The sequence below is a fragment of the Pseudidiomarina aestuarii genome, assembly GCF_048263735.1.
In the GTDB taxonomy this organism is placed as follows: Bacteria; Pseudomonadota; Gammaproteobacteria; order Enterobacterales; family Alteromonadaceae; genus Pseudidiomarina; species Pseudidiomarina aestuarii_B.
This window is the reverse complement of the sequence record NZ_JBLXDX010000001.1, coordinates 300,510-319,545: the sequence shown is the minus strand read 5'-3', so window position 1 is coordinate 319,545 and position 19,036 is coordinate 300,510. Positions and strand designations below refer to the sequence as shown.

At 48.0% G+C, this 19,036-nt stretch carries 13 protein-coding genes; 7 read left to right on the top strand and 6 right to left on the bottom strand.

Annotation, left to right across the window (positions count from 1 at the left end):
- Positions 1-2 precede the first annotated feature (2 nt).
- Genes ACN0S4_RS01445 through ACN0S4_RS01430 form a run of 4 tightly spaced genes read left to right on the top strand, consistent with a single transcriptional unit; the run spans position 3 to position 2,375 of the window.
- A complete protein-coding gene (locus ACN0S4_RS01445) occupies positions 3-266 on the top strand; it encodes a YcgL domain-containing protein (protein WP_169930048.1) in 264 nt (87 codons plus the stop codon).
- Positions 263-1,255, top strand: coding sequence for a lytic murein transglycosylase (locus ACN0S4_RS01440; protein ID WP_417655966.1), 993 nt, complete (start codon positions 263-265; stop codon positions 1,253-1,255). Before ACN0S4_RS01445 ends, ACN0S4_RS01440 begins: the two co-directional genes overlap by 4 nt.
- Before the next feature lie 21 nt (positions 1,256-1,276).
- Positions 1,277-1,915 carry a fumarylacetoacetate hydrolase family protein gene (locus tag ACN0S4_RS01435; protein ID WP_417655965.1) on the top strand — a complete coding sequence of 213 codons (639 nt, stop codon included), beginning with the start codon at positions 1,277-1,279 and terminating at the stop codon, positions 1,913-1,915.
- A 40-nt stretch (positions 1,916-1,955) separates the two neighbouring features.
- Positions 1,956-2,375, top strand: a complete 420-nt coding sequence (locus ACN0S4_RS01430; protein ID WP_417656545.1) for a YcgN family cysteine cluster protein — start codon at positions 1,956-1,958, stop codon at positions 2,373-2,375.
- On the opposite strand, the gene dsbB is transcribed toward ACN0S4_RS01430, so the two are convergent.
- Positions 2,347-2,880 (bottom strand): disulfide bond formation protein DsbB, encoded by a 534-nt coding sequence (gene dsbB / locus ACN0S4_RS01425; protein ID WP_417655964.1) that lies wholly within the window; start codon positions 2,878-2,880, stop codon positions 2,347-2,349. The two genes, ACN0S4_RS01430 and dsbB, sit on opposite strands and share 29 nt — an antisense overlap.
- A gap of 183 nt (positions 2,881-3,063) precedes the next feature.
- On the opposite strand from dsbB, the gene fadR reads away from it, so the two are divergent.
- Complete coding sequence (fadR, locus tag ACN0S4_RS01420; RefSeq protein WP_417655963.1) at positions 3,064-3,774, top strand: fatty acid metabolism transcriptional regulator FadR; 711 nt, start codon at positions 3,064-3,066, stop codon at positions 3,772-3,774.
- Between the two features lie 61 nt (positions 3,775-3,835).
- Here the strand turns inward: fadR and ACN0S4_RS01415 are convergent, their stop codons facing one another.
- Positions 3,836-4,420, bottom strand: coding sequence for a superoxide dismutase (locus tag ACN0S4_RS01415; RefSeq protein WP_417655962.1), 585 nt, complete (start codon positions 4,418-4,420; stop codon positions 3,836-3,838).
- Between the two features lie 223 nt (positions 4,421-4,643).
- On the opposite strand from ACN0S4_RS01415, the gene grxD reads away from it, so the two are divergent.
- Together grxD and ACN0S4_RS01405 are read left to right on the top strand one after the other, a co-directional pair.
- A complete protein-coding gene (grxD, locus tag ACN0S4_RS01410) occupies positions 4,644-4,982 on the top strand; it encodes a Grx4 family monothiol glutaredoxin (protein ID WP_417655961.1) in 339 nt (112 codons plus the stop codon).
- Positions 4,983-5,045: 63 nt separating this feature from the next.
- Positions 5,046-5,663 carry a peroxiredoxin gene (locus ACN0S4_RS01405; protein WP_169930040.1) on the top strand — a complete coding sequence of 206 codons (618 nt, stop codon included), beginning with the start codon at positions 5,046-5,048 and terminating at the stop codon, positions 5,661-5,663.
- A gap of 69 nt (positions 5,664-5,732) precedes the next feature.
- On the opposite strand, the gene ACN0S4_RS01400 is transcribed toward ACN0S4_RS01405, so the two are convergent.
- From ACN0S4_RS01400 to ACN0S4_RS01385, 4 genes are all read right to left on the bottom strand, one after another.
- Positions 5,733-6,323, bottom strand: a complete 591-nt coding sequence (locus ACN0S4_RS01400; RefSeq protein WP_417655960.1) for a DUF2238 domain-containing protein — start codon at positions 6,321-6,323, stop codon at positions 5,733-5,735.
- Between the two features lie 35 nt (positions 6,324-6,358).
- Positions 6,359-7,012, bottom strand: a complete 654-nt coding sequence (gene rnt / locus ACN0S4_RS01395; RefSeq protein ID WP_417655959.1) for a ribonuclease T — start codon at positions 7,010-7,012, stop codon at positions 6,359-6,361.
- A 25-nt stretch (positions 7,013-7,037) separates the two neighbouring features.
- Complete coding sequence (gene gloA, locus ACN0S4_RS01390; protein WP_417655958.1) at positions 7,038-7,427, bottom strand: lactoylglutathione lyase; 390 nt, start codon at positions 7,425-7,427, stop codon at positions 7,038-7,040.
- 68 nt (positions 7,428-7,495) lie between these two features.
- Positions 7,496-19,036, bottom strand: coding sequence for an amino acid adenylation domain-containing protein (locus ACN0S4_RS01385; RefSeq protein WP_417655957.1), 11,541 nt, complete (start codon positions 19,034-19,036; stop codon positions 7,496-7,498).

Below are 19,036 nucleotides of genomic sequence, written 5' to 3'. Positions count from 1 at the left end.
ACATGTTATGTACGGTGTTTCGCAGTGCTAAACGTGCTGATACTTACCTCTATTTGCCGCATTCCGCCGATTTTTCAGATTTACCGGAACCCTTACGGCAACATTTTGGTCAACCTATACAGGTCATGACATTCGCATTGACAGACCAGCGTAAGCTTGCGCAAATCAGCGTGGCGGCATTACGTGAACATCTAACGGATCCGGGCTACTACTTACAAATACCACCACCGGTGACGAGCCTATTACAGCAGGAGAAGCGCTCATGATAAATAAATTACAAGGTTGGGTTGTCGCCACAGGCGCGGCCGTCGTGTTGAGTTGGAGCTCGCTAGCCATTGGCGCAGATGAGGCTGATTTCCCTGCTTACGTGGATAAGATCAAAGCGGAAGCGCGCGCAGCAGGCTATACCGAAGACACCTTAAATCGAGCATTCGCGGGTGTGAAATTCTACAAGAAATCGGTGGAAGCAGATAAAAATCAACCGGAATTCAAACTGACTTTAGATACGTATTTGCCGCGCGCTGTGCCGGAATGGAAAGCCGATAAAGCGGTCGAAATGTATGCCAAACATCGTGAGTTGCTGGACAAAATTGGCGCTGAATATGGTGTTCAGCCGCGGTTTATCGTTGCTTTGTGGGGTATTGAAACCAATTTCGGTTCCTACACGGGTGGTTTTGATGTGATTTCAGCGCTGACCACGATGGCCTTTGAGGGGCGCCGGGAAGAGTTCTTCAAGAAACAACTTTGGCATGCGCTCACCATCGTGCAGGAAAACCATATTGATGTGGAACAGATGCAAGGCTCTTGGGCCGGCGCTATGGGGCAAACACAGTTTATGCCGAGCTCATTCATGGAATATGCGGTGGATTATGACGGTGACGGTCGCAAAGATATTTGGGGCTCGATGGGAGATGTTTTCGCCTCGGCTGCAAACTATTTGAAAAGTGTCGGCTGGCAAGATGACGTGACTTGGGGACGGCAAGTACAGATTCCGGGTGATTTTGACGAATCATTGGCGGGTTTGAATACCAAGAAGACCTTAGCGGAATGGCAAGCACTTGGCATTCGTCGGATGGATGGTAATGATTTACCCAATCGCTCTGATTTAGAGGCGTCGGTCGTCATTCCTGACGACAAGCAAGGACGCGTGTATTTAGCCTACGCCAATTACGATGCGCTGATGCGCTGGAACCGTTCACATTATTTCGTCGCTGCGGTGGGCTATCTGTCGGATCGCATTCGGTTTCCTCGTTAATTTGAGTAGGAGTGGCTGACGATGGGCGAGTTGCCAAGCAAAATTGTCTGTGTGGGTCGCAACTATGTTGAGCATATTGCTGAGCTCAATAATGTCGCCCCCAGTCGTCCGCTCCTGTTTATCAAGCCGTCTACGGCCCTCACAGCACTACCTGAGGTCATCATTCCTCAGGCGCAGGGCGAATGCCATCATGAAGTTGAAATTGCGGTACAGATTGGCACCCGGTTGCGGCGCTGCACGCCGAGTGAGGCAAGCTTAGCCATTCAGGCGTATGGGGTTGGATTGGATTTGACGCTGCGGCAAGTGCAGAGTGAATTAAAAGCAGCGGGGCATCCGTGGGAGCGCGCAAAGGCCTTTGATGGTTCTTGTGCATTGTCCGATTGGATACCGGCAACGGAACTTGATGCTGAGCAACCGCTTGAATTTGCACTGACAGTGAACGGTGTCCAGCGTCAGGCGGGTCGTTCAACAGAAATGATTTATACCATCCCCGACTTAATTGCGGATATTTCCCAACAATTTACCTTGCTACCCGGTGATGTGGTGCTCACGGGTACGCCTGCCGGTGTCGCTGCATTGGCCCCAAACGATCAGTTGGAACTCAGGTTACAGCAGGGTGACAGACACTGGTCTTGGGCTGGAATTGTGCGTTGTGACTAATAGTAACTCTGCGTTTTGGGAAACCAAATCACTTGATGAAATGTCCGATGCCGAATGGGAATCACTGTGTGATGGGTGCGGGAAATGCTGTCTGCATAAATTGATTGATGACGATGACCCTGAAGAAACCGTGTATTACACCGATGTGGCTTGCCAACTGCTGAACACCGAAACGGCGCGCTGTAGTCAGTACGCCATACGAAAATCTCTGGTGCCCGATTGTGTTGTCATCCACCGCGATAATGTGCACGAATTAACCTATATGCCGCAGTCTTGCGCTTATCGCCGCTTAGCTGAGGGACGCGGTCTAGCGTCTTGGCATCCGCTGCGCAATCAGGGCTCTCAACGAGCGATGATTGCTGCAGGTATTAGCGCTGTCAGCCGAGTTATTAGCGAACAAGACACCGACGAAGACCTCGAGCTACGCATCGTTACTTGGCCGTTGTACGACTCAGAGTAGCCCAAATTAACGCGAGGGCAGCGAGGATGGCAGTGACGCTATAGGCGGCAAAGATGATTTGCATCCAGCCCGGCATACTCAATCCTGCAAACTGCCAGTCAATATCACCGCACAATCCAGGTGCACCAAAAACGCTCGGAAACCACTCGTGTAACGGCATAAAGCTGGGGAAATTGGGGAAGGTATCACAAACCATAAAAAATGCGTTGGTACTGTTCTGGAGAGCCACGTGCTCTGCTGCAATAAGGTATCCCTTCACTGCCGCGATCAGCCAGCCTAAAGTTCCTAACCACTGAGCAATACGTGAGCGCGGCGCCACCAGTGGGAGGAGGGCGACGGTACCAATGGCCATGATCGCAACCCGCTGATAGATGCATTTCACACAGGGCTCTAAGCCCATGCCATACTGAAAATACAGCGCTGCTGCCACTAATAACCAAGCTGAAGCCGCTAGGACAGCCCATGCTGCACGTTGACTTGGTAGTTGTTTGAGTGTCGCAAGCATCAATGTGGTCCTTGTCTCTTATTTTTCGCTGTCGCGATGGTGAAACGAAACGCTACAAAAGTAAAGCCATTCCAAGAGAAACAACAGTACTTGTCCGACCATTGGAAAGACTGTTAAAATCGCTGACCTTATTTGCTATAGCAACCGTTATCCTATGCGGTCATCAAGGACACAGGCGCGACCATGATCATAAAGGCACAGAGTCCAGCAGGCTTTGCAGAAGAATACATCGTTAAATCAATTTGGAACGGTCATTTCGCCCCCGGCACTATTCTTCCGGCAGAGCGTGAACTGTCCGAGTTGATTGGCGTGACTCGAACCACGTTGCGTGAAGTGTTGCAGCGCTTAGCGCGAGATGGCTGGCTAACCATTCAACATGGGAAACCGACGCGCGTAAATAATTTCTGGGAAACATCGGGCCTCAATATCTTAGAGACATTAGCGCGACTCGATGAGGACGGCATGCCGTTATTGGTTGATCAACTGTTGTCAGCCCGTACCAATATCAGTGCTATTTACATTCGTGCAGCGGTCCGTCATGCACCTGAAAAAGTGGTGGCGTTGCTAGAACCAGCGCATGAACTTGATGACACACCAGAGACGTTCACTCAATACGATTACCGGTTAAATCATGATGCGGCGCTAGCCTCTGGGAATCCGATTTACGTGTTGGTATTGAACGGCTTCAAAGGGCTGTATTCGCGGATCGGTAATTTTTACTTTACCAACCCAGCAGCTCGTCAATTAGCGCGCGATTTTTATCATAAACTACGTCAGACCGCTGAAGCCGGTGCGCATGAAGAGGCGGTGAAGTTAGTCCGTCAGTATGGCTATGATTCAGGTAAAATCTGGCAAAGCATGCGCGCGGATATTCCAGCGAATTTAGTGGAATAAACAAGTCATAAGACAAATCAAAACGCCGACATCAAGTCGGCGTTTTTTACAGGATTACTGATTAGCCTGCGAAGTTTTTCGCGACGAAATCCCAATTGACCAAGTTCCAGAATGCATCCAAGTATTTAGGACGGGCATTGCGGTAGTCAATATAGTAAGCATGTTCCCATACATCGACGGTCAAGATTGGCGTGATGCTGCTATCGGTAATCGGTGTTTCAGCGTCATCGGTATTCGTGATGTCGACACCGCCGTCTGCAGTTTTGACCAACCAAGTCCAGCCAGAACCGAAGTTGCCAGCCGCTTGCGCGCTGAACTCTTCTTTGAACTTCGCGAACGAACCAAACTTCTTATTGATAGCGTCTGCTACCGCACCGGTCGGCTCGCCGCCGCCATTTGGGCTCAAGCAGTGCCAGTAAAAAGTGTGGTTCCAAACCTGCGCAGCATTGTTAAACAAACCACCTGAAGCAGTCTTGATCACGTCTTCAAGAGATTTGTTCTCAAGGTCGGTACCTTTCACTGCGTCATTCAATTTGGTCACATAAGCAGCGTGGTGCTTGCCGTAGTGATATTCTAGCGTTTCGGCCGAAATATGAGGCTCTAAAGCATTCTTTTCATAAGGTAGTGCTGGTAATTCAAAAGCCATGTGGACTCTCCTTGTTGCTGAGTGTTCGAATAGAATTCCAAACAGGCCTTCAGTTTAACATTGAATTCTGTAAGGACCGTTACAATATACCTAGATAGTGGCAGAAAAGTTTATTTTCAAGGGGAGTACATGACTTCTTCTGGCCAAATCTGATGCTGCGAGCTGAGTCGGTTTATGATAAAATATGCCCCGCTTTATACCGTTAAGAGGTGATAATTCATTTATGGAAACTGTAGACAAAATTAAGCAACAAATTGCCGAGCATCCGGTGTTGTTGTACATGAAAGGTTCACCGAAGCTACCCAGCTGCGGGTTTTCATCACAAGCGTCGCAAGCGTTGATGTCTTGTGGGCAAGCTTTTGCTTTCGTCGACATTCTGCAGAATCCAGATATTCGAGCGGAACTGCCAAAGTTTGCCGACTGGCCAACGTTTCCACAATTGTGGGTCGAAGGCGAGTTAGTCGGTGGTTGCGACATTATTCTGGAAATGTTCCAGAAAGGTGAATTACAAAGCTTGATTAACGAAGTCGCAGAACGGCATCCACAGCCTAGTGCTGAGTAAAGTAAGACGCTGATGCCGGGTGCGCAAGGATATTTGTTCACTAACTGAAAAATGGAGAAAATAATGGGTGTATTGGTTGGCCGTCGGGCTCCTAACTTCACTGCAGCAGCAGTTTTAGGTTCTGGCCAAATCGTTGAGGACTTTAACTTTCATCAGCAAATCAAAGGTAAGAAAGCGGTATTATTCTTTTATCCGCTCGACTTTACGTTTGTTTGTCCGTCAGAATTGATCGCTTTCGATCAGCGTTTAGCTGATTTTGAGGCGCGTGGCGTTGAAGTCATCGGCGTTTCAATTGACTCACAGTTCAGCCACAATGCGTGGCGCAATACAGCCGTCGAAAACGGTGGTATTGGTGAAGTAAACTATTCACTCGTCGCAGACGTGAAACACAGTATTTGCCGAGCTTACGACGTCGAGCATCCAGAAGCTGGTGTTGCTTTCCGCGCGTCGTTTTTGATCGATGAAGAGGGCGTTGTTCGCCATCAAGTCGTCAATGACTTACCGCTGGGTCGTAACATTGATGAAATGTTACGCATGGTTGATGCGCTGAATTTCCACCAAGAGCATGGCGAAGTATGTCCAGCGGGTTGGAAAGAAGGTGATGAAGGTATGAAAGCTGATGCGAAAGGCGTTGCTGATTACCTGTCGAAAAACTTTGATAAGCTGAAAAAAGTCTCTTAATTCCGTTTGTAGATGAAAAAAGCCGTTCTCAGTGATGCTGGGAACGGCCTTTTTTATGGATAATGCATCCTATGCCCGACGGTCGGGGCGCTTTAAGAAATATAAAACTAAAGCAGCAATGGCACCGAGTGTATCGGCCAGCATATCCTTTTGTGCATCCCAAATATCGCCTTGTGAGCCTAAAAACTCGATACCTGCATCGCCACCCGCAAGATCCGCATACCACCACTCGATAATCTCGTAGCCGGCAGCAACGCTCATGATCAGAAAGAGCCCAAAAAAGCCCGCAGTGACCGGCACAGCCCATTTTTTCTTGAGAAGCAGCTCAACCATGGGATAGGCATAGAATCCGACTGAAAAATGCGCAATGCGGTCAAAATGATTACGCTCACCACCCCACCATTCGGTGAACCACTCAAACGGTACATTCGCAAAGGTGTAATGGGCGCCGATGGTGTGCATGATCAGCCACACCGACATCAATGCATAGCTGGTGTTGCTAAATTGGAATTTGGGATAGGTGAATACCAGTAACAAGTAGATGGCTACGACCGGGATCATTTCTGCGACCCAAACATCAAACATGGCTGGATTGATCCCCGACCACACCATTAATAGGAATAAACCCAGTGCCAATCCTTGTGGGAAATAGTGCTTCATATGCGTACTCTTCTGGATAAATGGTTCAGCTCGAGCTACTCAGCAGCAGATGCTTCGTCTGTCTCAGTTGCCAGTGGCCAGCCGCCTAATGCTTGATAGCGATTCACCATCCAACAAAATAGCTCGGCGGTGCGCTCGGTATCATACAACGCAGAATGCGCTTGTTTGCTGTCGAATTCAATGCCGGCTGCCTGACAAGCCTTCACCAGCACGGTTTGGCCCAGCGTGAGTGCCGCTAAAGCTGCGGTATCAAACGTGACGAAGGGATGAAACGGGTTACGCTTAAGCTCGGCACGCTCGGCTGCTGCCATAACAAAGTTATGGTCAAAAGTGGCGTTGTGACCGACGAGAACGCAGCGTTGGCACCCTGCGTCCTTCTGCGCTTTACGAAGCCCTTTGAAGACTTCTTTCACTGCTTCATCTTCAGCAATGGCACCACGCAAAGGTGAATGCGGATCAATGCCGTTAAACTCGATCGCCGCTTGCTCGATATTTGCGCCGGCGAAGGGTTCGACATGAAAGTGAAAGGTTTGATCGAGTTCCAATGCACCGGCTTCGTTGAACTTGAGAGTGACCGCAGCAATTTCTAACAGTGCATCTGTTTTCGAGTTAAATCCCGCCGTTTCAACATCAATCACGACTGGCAAATAGCCCCGAAATCGTTGTTTCATACGTTCGTCAGTTGCCATGTTTTATTGCTCTCGGTTGCGGAAATTAAGCAGGTTTGCGCTCGATTAATTCAATAGCGTAACCATCGGGATCGCGAACGAAAGCAATAACGGTGGAGCCACCTTTGACCGGCCCCGGCTCACGGTAGACATCGGCACCAGCCGCACGTAATTGGTCGCAGGTTTCATAAATATCCTCGACAGCAATAGCCAAGTGTCCAAATGCTTCGCCATGCTCGTATTCGCTGACGCCCCAATTGTAGGTTAACTCAAGGACGCTGTGATCACGCTCATCACCATAACCGACAAAAGCTAACGAATACTTGTAGGCTTCATTTTCCGAAGTTCGCAGCAATTGCATGCCCAGTGCTTGCGTATAGAAGTCGATAGAACGTTGTAAATCACCAACACGAAGCATGGTATGTAATAAACGCATGAGTTCAATCCTTACTCGTCTGAGGTTGTTTCTTTAAATTCGCAATATGGGTAGAGATATTAACATATTTAAAATCGTAACCCTGCGATCAAAGCGTCTGTTAGTTCAGTCGACAGAGGATCAAAATGCCCAGTCTGATAAGGGATTATCTCCAGTTGAGCCGCAAAGTCTTCAATGAAGTTCGCTGGAGTTGGCAGATACGCCTGCTCTAACCATTGTAAATTCTCCGCAAGTTTGGCTCCCGAAGGGCTGGAAGCCTTATACAAAGTAATTTTTGTCTGCACTTTGGTGGTGGGCTGATGGTTGGCGTTGATATTCTGGCTACTTTCCTCATTGGCCAGCAGTGCATCCAGTTCTGGTAAGAGCAATCGAGCTTTATGCAGACTGAAGTAACTGTCAATAAGTTGTACCGAGCCAAGTGTCTCTTGCTGTTGTTCCAACAAACGACAAACTTCAAGCGCCAGTACGCCTCCAAAACTCCAGCCAATAAAATGCCAAGGGCCCTGTGGCTGTAGGTGTTTGATCAACGGAACCAACTGCTGTGCAAGCGCAGTGAAACTTGATGAAGCTGCCTGCTCAGTGTGCTGCTCTAATAAATAGCGGTAAAAGTTATTCAGCAGTACCAGCCTAGTGTCCTTTACACGCGCAATAAACGGTTGATAAAAATCAATACTATCGCCTTCGCCTGAAGGGAATACAAAAACGGTGTTGGTTTGCTCCGGATTGTGCAACTGATAGGGATTAAACTGCGGATAGTCACAAAGCGATTGCGGTCTAGATACTTGATGCTGTGTACAGAAATCAATCAGTTGCAGCAAGCGTTGCTCGAAGTTAGCTGTAAGCTGATCGCTAAACTCTTGTCCATACAAGGTGGTGCAGGAGAACCGCAGTTGCCGATCCTGATACACCGCCAGAATACTGACAGGTTCAAAAGAGCTTTGTTGTGATGGGTAGTTGGCTCCACTAGATTCAGCAACTATCTGCCAGTCATCGGCACTTCCACCTGCATTTATTTGTCCCAAATAGTTATAACTCACAGCTAGATGTTCAGCTTTTTGATGCCGATAACAGCCGGAGCGGATATAACTCTGACCATAACTTGAGGCTTGTCGCACGGTTTCTTTGTTATAGAGAATGTTGTGCGCTAGGTCGTCCGTGGCGGCCAAAATTACGGGGTAAAAACTAGTGAACCAGCCCATGGTTCGGTTTAGGTTTAGACTGTTCTTATTGGTTTGACGACCATGACTCTCGAGCAGCACAGCCTGACTAGTGTTCCCCCAAATATCTCGTAACGCCAAAGCTAAAGCAGAAAGTAATAATTCATTGATCTCTGTTTGATAAGCCTGATGCGCTTGTTGCATTAGCAACTTCGAATGCTCTGGTGTCAATTGCAGCTTCGCCTGGGTGCTGGCAGTTGCGGCAGGTCGTTGTACTTCGGGTAGAGTTGAATAGAACGCTTGCCAATAATGCTCTGGATAAAGTTGTGGCGCTGAATTTTGGGCTGCAACCCATTGCCGATAACTGGTGGTCTTTTCCGGCAGCTGTTGAAGCTTAGACGTCTGTTGTTGATACAGGCTGCTTAAATCCTCCACCAGCAAGCGCCAACTTACCACATCAATTAGTAAGTGATGGCAGGCAAAAAATAGGCGCGCGCTTTTATCGGAATAATTGTACAGATAGGCCAGCTTAAACAGCGGTCCATGTTCAATATTAAATTCGCTTTGCCATTCCGACAGTTGTTTCTCAAATGCTTCATCCGTGAAAGTGGCTCGGTCAAGTTCCTCGATCACGAACTGCGGCAGGTCAGCCGAATACGATTGCTGATAGCCTGCGTTTGTCTTGCAGAATTGAACTCTGAGGATATCGTGATGAGCAACCAATTGCTCAGCGGCTTGTCGCAACAATTCTAGATTTAACGGCTGAACTTTGATGAGGAATGACTGATTCCAATAGTTCTGATTGACCACCTGACCAGATTGAACCAAATGAAAGAACCATTGCTGAATGGGTAACAAGTCAAAGCTGCCGCTCAATAGTCCTTGCTCTGCGACTATCTCGTTTTGTTCGTGCTGTTGATCCAGCATGAACGCCATGCTTTTTAAACTACGGTGCTGCATCAGAGCTTTGACATTGCTGTGTAAACCCTCTTTTTTCAGCAAAGCCACGAGCTGCATGACAAGGATCGAATCGCCGCCCAGCAGGAAAAATTCATCATCTCGCCCGACTTTGACATCACCAAGGAGTTGTTGCCACAGAACTGCCAGTTGCTGTTCGGTAGCGGTGGCAGGGGAACTGTAGTCTTGTGTAACTTGTGGCAGCGGCAAAGCTTCTTCATCTAATTTGCCGTTGCTGGTTAGTGGTAATTGCTCTAACCATAACCAGTGATCGGGTTGCATAAAATCCGCAAGCCGTGGTTTCAGCTCTGTAACGAGTTGCTCTATATCAGGTTGCGGAGTCACTAAATAAGCCAACAGCTGGTCACGACCATTCACCTGTTGCAGCTTCAATGCGACTTGTCGTACATGGCTGTGACTGAGTAGCTGATGTTCTATTTCCGCAAGCTCAATACGATAACCACGTAATTTAAGTTGTTTGTCTCTGCGGCCTTCAAATACCAGTTGGCTATGACCGTTATCGTTGCTGTGCCAACGCACTAGGTCGCCAGTTTTATAGAGCCGATCGCCTTCAATAAATGGACTTGAAATAAAGACTTGTTGATTTAGCTCTGGCAGATTCAGATAACCTCTGGCTACAGCGATTCCGCCAATATAAAGCTCACCTGTAACTTCAAAAGGCAGCGGCTCTCGCTTAGAATCCAGAACATAGAGGCTGGTATTATTCAATGGCGAACCAATAATAGCGGACTGGCTCCGATTGGCCTTAGTCAAGCTGGAGGTAATAGCCGCTTCGGTAACGCCATATTCCGTGTAAATCTCAACCTCAGGAAAGCGCTGCAAAGCAGAGTGGCTTGCCGCAGCTCCACCATAAATCAGGTACTTCAAATTGGGCAGACACTCTGGCTGTAATAAATCGAGCACAGCGCCTGATAAAATCAGGTGGCTGACGCTACTCATGCAGGGCTGGCCAAAGTCTATATCTTTGCTGAGGAGCAACTTGGCACCAGACAGCAGCGCATTCATGATTACCGCCACAGCAGCGTCAAAGGCATAAGATAAGCCAAGATAGAGCACAGAATCTGGGTTTATCTGATAGATATCCCGCTGTTGCAGCACTGTATTAAGCACAGACTGATGCTCAATGAGTACGCCCTTCGGTACCCCTGTAGTACCCGAGGTGTAGATGACATAAGCTAAGTCTCGCTCCGACACGGCTACATCTGGTGTCGCTTTGGGGTGGTGGTGGAAATCAAGCAAGTCCAGATTAAGCAACTGGCAGTGCTCAGGTAACAGGAGCTTGCAATCAACGTCTGACATGCTCAATACCTGCTTTGCTTGAGTGTCATTCAGTATATGTTGCAGGCGATGTTCCGGAGTGGAGGGCTCAATGGGCACCCATGCTGAACCGGTTTTCAGTACTGCCAAAATAGCAACTATCATCCAGACAGAGCGCGGCAGCAGCAGGGCGATCATTTGTTGTTGTTCACCGTCACCCATCTGTAATAACTGATGCGCTAATTGGTTCGACAGTTCATCCAACTCGCGATAGGTCAGTTGTTGCTGGTCCAATTGCACTGCTATTTGATGTGGATGATTTGCCACTTGAACTGCAAATAAGGCATTTAGCGTGGATGCACACGCTGCGTCTGAGTGTTGCTGTTGTCTGTCGCCAAGTGCCAACATAGCAGCTTTTTGTTCGGCATTAAGCAAAGACAACTGTCCATTTTTACTCTGCGGTGCACTGACTACGTGTTGGAGTAGATTAACAAATCCCTGTTGTATGAGCCGTATGCGCCGTTCGCTAAATAACGAGCTGGCATAATTCAATGTACCGCTGATGTATTGATCTCGCAGTTCCAACTGAAACGACAGATCATACTTGGCATTGCAGTCGCCGGCAGGCAACGGGGCAGGGCTTAGCCAGTCGAGACCCGTGGCAGTTTTTGCAAATGTTTGGACTGAAAACATCACTTGAAATAGTGGGTGACGGCTTGCATCCCGTTCGACGGAGAGTTGCTCCAGCAGTTGTTCAAAAGGCAGTTCCTGATAACGCTGTGCTACAGTGCTCTGTTCGGTAATGTCGGACAGTAGAGTGAGAAAATCGGCTTCTGGATCGATATAATGGTGCAGTACCTGCGTATTTACGAAAAAGCCGATTATGGCATCGGATCCAGCGAGTTGGCGATTGGCCATCGGCGTACCCAGCAGTATATCCTGCTGCCCGGTCAGTTTGTGCAGCGTTAAACTCCACACAGCTAGCAACAAGTTATAGACCGACACCTTCTGCTTTCGCGCTAAGGCCTGTACTTGAGTGGACAGGTCTAAGCTCAAACTAAATTCAAGATCGGCTCCTTTATAGTCAAAGTTTTTCGGCCTGGGGTAGCATGTGCGCAGGTCTAACGGTGGTACATCGATTAGTTTTTGCCAATATGGATTCTGCTCCATTGATTGGGCTTGTTGCTGCTGCCAGCGGGCATAGTCGCGGTACTGGTAAGCCAAAGGTGGTAACGCTTTATCAGTCTGCTGGTAAAACTGGTCAAGCTGACTAAATAACAAATCCATGCTCCAACCATCAAAAGCGATATGGTGTACTAAGATCAGTAGATAATAAGTGCCATCATCAAGCTCGAAGACAGTGGCTCGAATAGGTAATTGTGTTTGCAGCGAAAACGGCTTCTGCACTGCCGTCTCAATCTGCACTGGCAAGTGTTCGGTCGTAAGCTTTTGGTATTCCAGCTCAAAACGATCAGCAGAAACCAATTGTTGCCAAGCCAAGCCATCACGCTCTTCTATGACCGAGCAAAGCACCTGTTGATGATGCATTAGACATCTCAATGCTTGCTGCAGTCGAGCTAAGTCCAATGTTTTCAGTTGAAGCAGCATAGGAATGTGATAAGCGCTGCTGTTTGGCTCTAGGTTATAGAGGAACCACAATCTATTTTGTGCCAAAGATAGCGGTGCGGTGCTGCTTTCAGTTGCAGACACTGGCAGGTCTCGTTGCTCTCGATCGTCGGCTTGGCAGTGGTTGAGCAGAGCTGCAATCGTTCGGTACTGAAACAAATCAGCTACAGCCACTGGCCAATCTGCTTCTTTGGCCAGTTTGTGACAGAGTAGAAGAGCTTTGATGGAATTGCCGCCCAACCGGAAAAAATCATCATCAAGACCCACTTGATCCAGTTCCAACACCTGTTGCCACAGGTGTGAAATGCGTTGTTCAAACTCTGTAATCGGCGCCTGATACTTTTGTTCTGAAGTGAGCGTTCGATGTGGCTTCGGCAGAGCAGCTCGGTCCAGTTTGCCATTCGCTGTCAGCTGGAACTGTGGCACTCGGGTATAGACTTCAGGCCACATAAAATCAGGTAAAAACTGGGCAAGGCGATCTGCGAGTTGCTCCGGAGAAATGTCCGATTCTGACTGGTAGTAAGCCGCCAAATAAGGCTCGTTGTGTTGCTCTTCATGCATGGCAACTACCAAAGCCTGACTGACGCTGTTGTGTTGCTGCAGTATGGTTTCAATTTCAGCTAACTCAATACGATGACCACGAATTTTCACCTGAAAATCAGTACGGCCTCTATATTCAAGCTGTCCATCCAGAGTTTGCTTGACCAGATCACCGGTTTTATACAGCCGCTCTTGGGTCTGTGGATGAATAATAAAACGTTCAGCTGTCAGCTCTGGTCTATTTAGATAACCGCGAGCCAATCCTGCCCCTCCAATATAGAGTTCACCGACGACGCCAGCGGGCAGAAATTTGAGTTCTGGGTCGAGTACATACATATGCTCATGCGGCAGCGCTTTGCCAATCAATAGCGGGTTATTGTGATACTGATGTTGATCGTAACGATGGCAGGTACTCCAAATGACAGTTTCGGTAGGACCATATACGTTCACCACTTGAGCAAAGTGATGTTGCAACTGATGTAACAATTCGCTATCGAGGGCTTCGCCACCAACCAGACAAGTGATTGAGCTTAAATCAGCAGCGTCCATAGCCAGTAAAGTACGTAACACCGAAGGGGTTTGCTGAATAAGGTTAATCTGCGGATGGTGCTGTAAATCAGCCACCGCGTTTTGCAGGTCGGATAAATACAAAGTGCCGCCACGCAACAGTGGTAAACCATACTCCAAACCAAAAATATCAAACGTGACTGCGGTTAAAGATAACAGCTGGACTGGCTGATTATCCGGCAAATAGAGCGGGAAGTTGAGCAAGAAATTAGTAAAACTGTGCTGCTCTACCATCACACCTTTCGGTTGGCCTGTAGTGCCTGAAGTATAAATGACATAAGCCAGATCGGTGCTGCCGACATTCAGCGATAAAGGTGTATTCGGTTGTTGGTGGTGCTCAAGGCCAGCAGGATCATAGACTGGAACTTCTGTATCGACATCTAATCGGTCCGTCAGTACTAAGCGGCAGTCAGTATCTTGCAGTATAAAGCGGATGCGCTGCAGCGGGAAATCCGGGCTGATAGGCACGTAGGCGCAGCCGGCTTTGAGGATGGCCAGTATTGACAGAATAAGCTCTGGTCCTCGTGGCAACAGCAAACCAATGATATCCCCCGCGTCGCAGCCTAGCTGGCGTAACTGATGGGCAAGCTGATTAGATTCTTGATCCAACTGCTGGTAACTCCAGCTTTGTTGTTGCCAGACTAAGGCCTGTTGTGTAGGTGTCAGGGCAGCCTGTTGAGAAAACAGTTCGGCAAAGGTGGCGCTGTTGGTATCGTCAGGCTCCGCTTTGGCATCTGAAAGAACGTGTTGGTCCGCAGCGCTAAACCATTGTAATTGATCAATCTTGGTTTGAGGGTGTGCAGCTAGTTGCTGCATTAAAACCAGATAACGCTCAGTCAGGCGCTGCATAGTGTCTTTATTAAACAGTGCAGTGGAAAAATTCAGCGCACCGAGTAATTGTTCGCCTTCATCTTTGATATATAAAGATAGGTCGTATTTGGCTACCTGATAATTTTCACCTAAATCAAATTCAGAAAAATAGGCCGACTGCGTCGGATCTGCAAACTGGTCCATCGAAAACAGCAGTTGGAATACCGGATGACGGGATGGATCCGGCTGCAGCTTGAGCAAATCAACCAGATATTCAAACGGCAGATCCTGATTCAGTTGCGCCTCTGTGACGGTGCTCGCCACGTGCTCTAGCCACTGCTGTGCGCCTTGATCGGGTTGAATGTGCAAACGAAGTGGAAGTGTATTGACAAAAAAACCAATCAACTGCTCAGTGTGCTTGTGATGACGATTCGCAAACGGTGTGCCGAGTACGATATCCTGCTGCCCGCAGTACTTGTGCATCAAGATAGCAAAACCAGACAACATCACGCTATACAAGGTACAACCACGATTGGCTGCAAGCGCTTTTAACTGAGCAGATAATCGAGGCGGAAAATGAAACAGCAAGTTATCACCGGCATAACTCAGTTTGGCAGGACGTGGCTTATCCAACGGCATTTCAAGCGGGCTCAATTGGTGCAGTTGTTGCTTCCAGTAGTTTAACTGTTCGTCGAACTGACCTGCAGTAAATGCTTCGCGCTGCCAGTAGCTGAAATCCCGGTATTGCAGCGGAAGCTGTTCAAAATGCAGAGGTTGGTCCCGGCAGACATGGTGCATTGCTTGTTCCAACTCCGCCAGAAAAAGGCTATGGCTCCAGCCGTCAAATGCAATGTGGTGGATGTTGATCAGTAACACTGTAGTCTGACTTGGGCTTCGTTCAAAGCACCAGGCTTTGATGGGAATTTCCCGTTGTAGATTGAAGCAATAATTTACGCAGCGATTAAAGGTTTCGCCAAAGTCTGCATCATTGAGCGCTACTGTCTCCAGTTGAAAGCTGTCTGTAGACTGGAGTATGGCGCGGGCTTGTTCATCAGTTTGCTTGATCAAAGAACGCAATACGTGATGTCGTTCAACCAGTAGCAGCAAGCTTTGTTGCAGTTGATTGGCTGAAGCTGCTTGCACTTTAAGGGCGATAGGAATGTTGTAGGCAGTATTGGTTGCATCATATTGATGTAAAAACCACAGTCGTTGCTGGGCAAAAGACAATGGCGGTTCGGCCAGCGTGCAGGGCTGTATAGCCTGATGTTCGTTTGCTTGGTTCAAGTTTTGGGTTAAATTGACCAGCGCATTGCGGATGTTTTTATCCGCAAAAAGTTGGGCTACCGGGTAGTGAGTTTGCCACATCTCTGCCATCGCATGAGCCACACTGATGGCCAATATCGAGTTGCCACCGAGCCGGAAGAAGTCATCTTCAATGCCTACTTTGTCCAGTTTTAGATAGCTTTGCCACAACGCTACTAACTGCTTTTCGTGCTCCGTTTTGGGTGCTAAATAGTGCTCTGTTTTTAGTTCTAGTTCGGGTAAAGCATTGCGATCAAGCTTGCCGTTTACATTGACCGGAAAGCGGCTGAGACCAATAAAATGCTCGGGCACCATATAATCGGGTAATTTTTGTAGTAACAATGCACGCAGTTGATCAGGCTTTGGCATCGTGTCGCTTTGGCAATACGCTACCAACCTGTCTTGACCGGCGGCCTGTTTAACCATCACTAAAGCCTGGCTGATGTGTGGCAATGCAGAGAGCGCCGCTTCTATTTCACCCAACTCAATACGAAAACCACGTAGCTTAACCTGAAAGTCATTGCGACCTAGATACTCGATATTGCCGTCAGCACGCATTCTCACTCGGTCACCAGTTTTATACATGCGCCGGCCGGCTGAGGCATTCTGTGTCGCATGATAGAAAGGATTCGGTAAAAACCGCTCTGCGGTTAACTCGGGCAGATTGAGATAACCACGAGCTACGCCATGGCCGGCGATATAAAGTTCGCCGGCCACGCCTTTGGGCACCAGTTGTTGGTCGGTATCAAGGATATACAACTGAGTGTTCTGGATGGGTTTGCCAATCGGCACGGAACGAAGGTCGCCTTGGCAATAAAAATAGCTGGAATCTATCGCCGTTTCTGTAGGGCCATACAAGTTGTGCAACTGGGTTCGTTGGTTCGGGTTCAACTGCTGAAATTGCTGCACTGTGGCGACAGACAGAGCTTCACCAGAACAAAAAATATAACGTAAACAGGACGGCACAAGGCGGCCCCGGCGCTGCAGATCATCCAAAAAGGCCTGAAACATGGTCGGTACAAAATGCAGTACGGTGACTTGCTGTTGTTCGATTAACTGGTACAAATAATCTGGATCTTTATGACCTTCAGGCTTGGCAACGACAATCTCAGCACCATAAGCGTTTGCCCATAGCAACTCCCATACGGACACATCAAAAATATACGGGGTTTTTTGTAAGACTTTATCCGTTGATGTAAGCGGATAAGTATTTTGCATCCAGTCGATTCGGTTCAGTAATTGCTGATGTTCCAGCATGACGCCCTTTGGATTACCGGTAGTACCTGAAGTGTAAATAACATAAGCGAGTTGATCCGGTGTAATCTGCTTAGGCAAAGTGTTGTGCGCTTGGGTTCCAACAATGGTCGGGTCCTGCCACAACCCTGAATCGGCCCAGAACATTGGCGGTGAACTCGACAGCGCGGCTACTTTCTCTTGCATGGGTTGATGACTGATTAAAGCGACAGCTTTAGTATCCTGTAAAATATAATTCTGTCGTTGCGGCGGGAATTCAGGAGCGATGGGTACGTACGCGCCGCCAGCCTTATGAATGGCCAGAATAGCAACAATTAACTCCAGCGAGCGTTCCATCAGCAAAGCCACAAGCTTTGATGGGGAATCCTCAAGCACCGGTAGTAGTTGCAGTGCCAGCTCCGTGCTGCGTTGGTCCAGCTCTTGATAACTTAAGCTGTGTGAGCCAAAACTTAGGGCGGCTTGGTGAGGTGTCAATGACGCCTGACGGTGAAACAATGCTGAGACCGTGGCTAACTCGGGCAATGCCCGATTCGTATCATTGAGTTCCCATACTAAGTGATGTTGTTGCTGTTCACTTAATAACTGCAACTGGTTGAGCTTTACCCCGGGTTCTGCCAGCAACTGCAATAATATGGTTTTGTAATGTGTCAGCATCTGCGCCACAGTGCTCTGATCAAATAAAGCTGTGGCATAGTTCAGTTCTATCGTTACGTTATGCTTTTCTTCTGTCACAAAGAGCGATAAGTCATATTTGGCAATCTGATATAGGCCATCGGGACTGAGTAGACTGAAATCTTGCTGTTGGGCCTGTTCATCAGCTTGTTGCAAGCTAAAGAACACCTGAAATAACGGATGACAGCTTGGGTCTCTTGGTAACTGCAATTTTTCTACGAGCAAATCAAAGGGCATATCTTGATATTGCTGTGCTGAAATCAGGCTCTTATGCACAGAATGTACTAATTCGGTCAGGCTGAGATCGGCTTTGGTTCGGCACCGAATAGGCAAACTGTTGACGAAAAAGCCAATCATATCTTTGGTGCCGGGGTAGTGACGGTTAGCGGCGGCAGTACCAATCAGTAAGTCATGTTGCTGGCTGTATTTGTGCAATAACGCAAAGTAAGCAGATAAAGTTAAGGTATAAAAGCTACAGCCTAAAGAGCGGGCCAGTTGATGCAGACCTTGAGAGGTTGTGCTATCGAGTTGCAACTTTTCGGTATCGCCGCGCGGATCAAAACTGTTGGGCCTGCTGCGATCCAGAGGCAATTCCAATGGTTGTGCTTCGCTGAGTTGTGCTTGCCAGAATTGCCATTGTTGTTGCTGCAGTTCACCACGAAGCAGCCGTTGCTGCCACAAGGCAAAATCCTGATATTGGAGAGTGAGTGTAGGTAACTCAACCTCAGCACCTTGGCTAAAGTGCAGATAAAACTGCTGAAACTCGTGTAATAAACAAGGCAGACTCCAACCATCGACTGCAATATGGTGCAAAGTGATAAGTAAAATTGCTTGGTGATCGGGTCGTTGGAAATAACAAGCACGCACCGGTAATTGTCGATCCAAAAGAAAAGGACGTGACAGTTCTTCCCGCAATTTATCGTGCAGAGTACGTTGGTCTAATTCTGCTTCTAGCTCTTGGTGGCTAAACTGCAATTCGGAAGCTGGTTTTAATATGCCGACAGGTTCTTCATCATTCCTCACCAGCACAGTACGCAAGACCTGATGTCTTTCTAATACGGCCAGCACAGCTTGTTCAGCGGCGACGATGTTTTGTTGTGTATTACCGTTCTGCAGCTCTAATATTAAGGGCACATTATAGGCAGCGCTATCCGGTTCAAACTGTTGTAAAAACCACAACCTTTTTTGTGCAAAAGACAAAGGGAATGGCTGGATATCGCTCGGATAAATAATCGGTAGCTGTAGGTTTTCCGACATGACCCCTGCGCGTTTTAACAGCTTGATCAAGTCAGTTTTATGAGGTTTTATTTTTGCCAGCCACTGTTCTTTATCCTCCAGCGGCTGCCGAATCGCAAACTTCAGCTTGTCTTCACCATCTGTTTGCTGCTCAACCCATAAGAAAATGCCGCGTTCATTCACTTGATACAAAAGCTCTGTTAGCTGCAT

What these genes read in the sequence shown, in the direction of transcription:
- ACN0S4_RS01400 (WP_417655960.1), bottom strand. Translation starts at nt 6,323, where the DNA reads ATGAAGCACTATTTCCCACAAGGATTGGCACTGGGTTTATTCCTATTA.
- ACN0S4_RS01385 (WP_417655957.1), bottom strand. Translation starts at nt 19,036, where the DNA reads ATGCAGCTAACAGAGCTTTTGTATCAAGTGAATGAACGCGGCATTTTC.
- gloA (WP_417655958.1), bottom strand. Translation starts at nt 7,427, where the DNA reads ATGCGTTTATTACATACCATGCTTCGTGTTGGTGATTTACAACGTTCT.
- ACN0S4_RS01440 (WP_417655966.1), top strand. Translation starts at nt 263, where the DNA reads ATGATAAATAAATTACAAGGTTGGGTTGTCGCCACAGGCGCGGCCGTC.
- grxD (WP_417655961.1), top strand. Translation starts at nt 4,644, where the DNA reads ATGGAAACTGTAGACAAAATTAAGCAACAAATTGCCGAGCATCCGGTG.
- ACN0S4_RS01445 (WP_169930048.1), top strand. Translation starts at nt 3, where the DNA reads ATGTTATGTACGGTGTTTCGCAGTGCTAAACGTGCTGATACTTACCTC.
- ACN0S4_RS01435 (WP_417655965.1), top strand. Translation starts at nt 1,277, where the DNA reads ATGGGCGAGTTGCCAAGCAAAATTGTCTGTGTGGGTCGCAACTATGTT.
- ACN0S4_RS01405 (WP_169930040.1), top strand. Translation starts at nt 5,046, where the DNA reads ATGGGTGTATTGGTTGGCCGTCGGGCTCCTAACTTCACTGCAGCAGCA.
- rnt (WP_417655959.1), bottom strand. Translation starts at nt 7,012, where the DNA reads ATGGCAACTGACGAACGTATGAAACAACGATTTCGGGGCTATTTGCCA.
- ACN0S4_RS01430 (WP_417656545.1), top strand. Translation starts at nt 1,956, where the DNA reads ATGTCCGATGCCGAATGGGAATCACTGTGTGATGGGTGCGGGAAATGC.
- dsbB (WP_417655964.1), bottom strand. Translation starts at nt 2,880, where the DNA reads ATGCTTGCGACACTCAAACAACTACCAAGTCAACGTGCAGCATGGGCT.
- ACN0S4_RS01415 (WP_417655962.1), bottom strand. Translation starts at nt 4,420, where the DNA reads ATGGCTTTTGAATTACCAGCACTACCTTATGAAAAGAATGCTTTAGAG.
- fadR (WP_417655963.1), top strand. Translation starts at nt 3,064, where the DNA reads ATGATCATAAAGGCACAGAGTCCAGCAGGCTTTGCAGAAGAATACATC.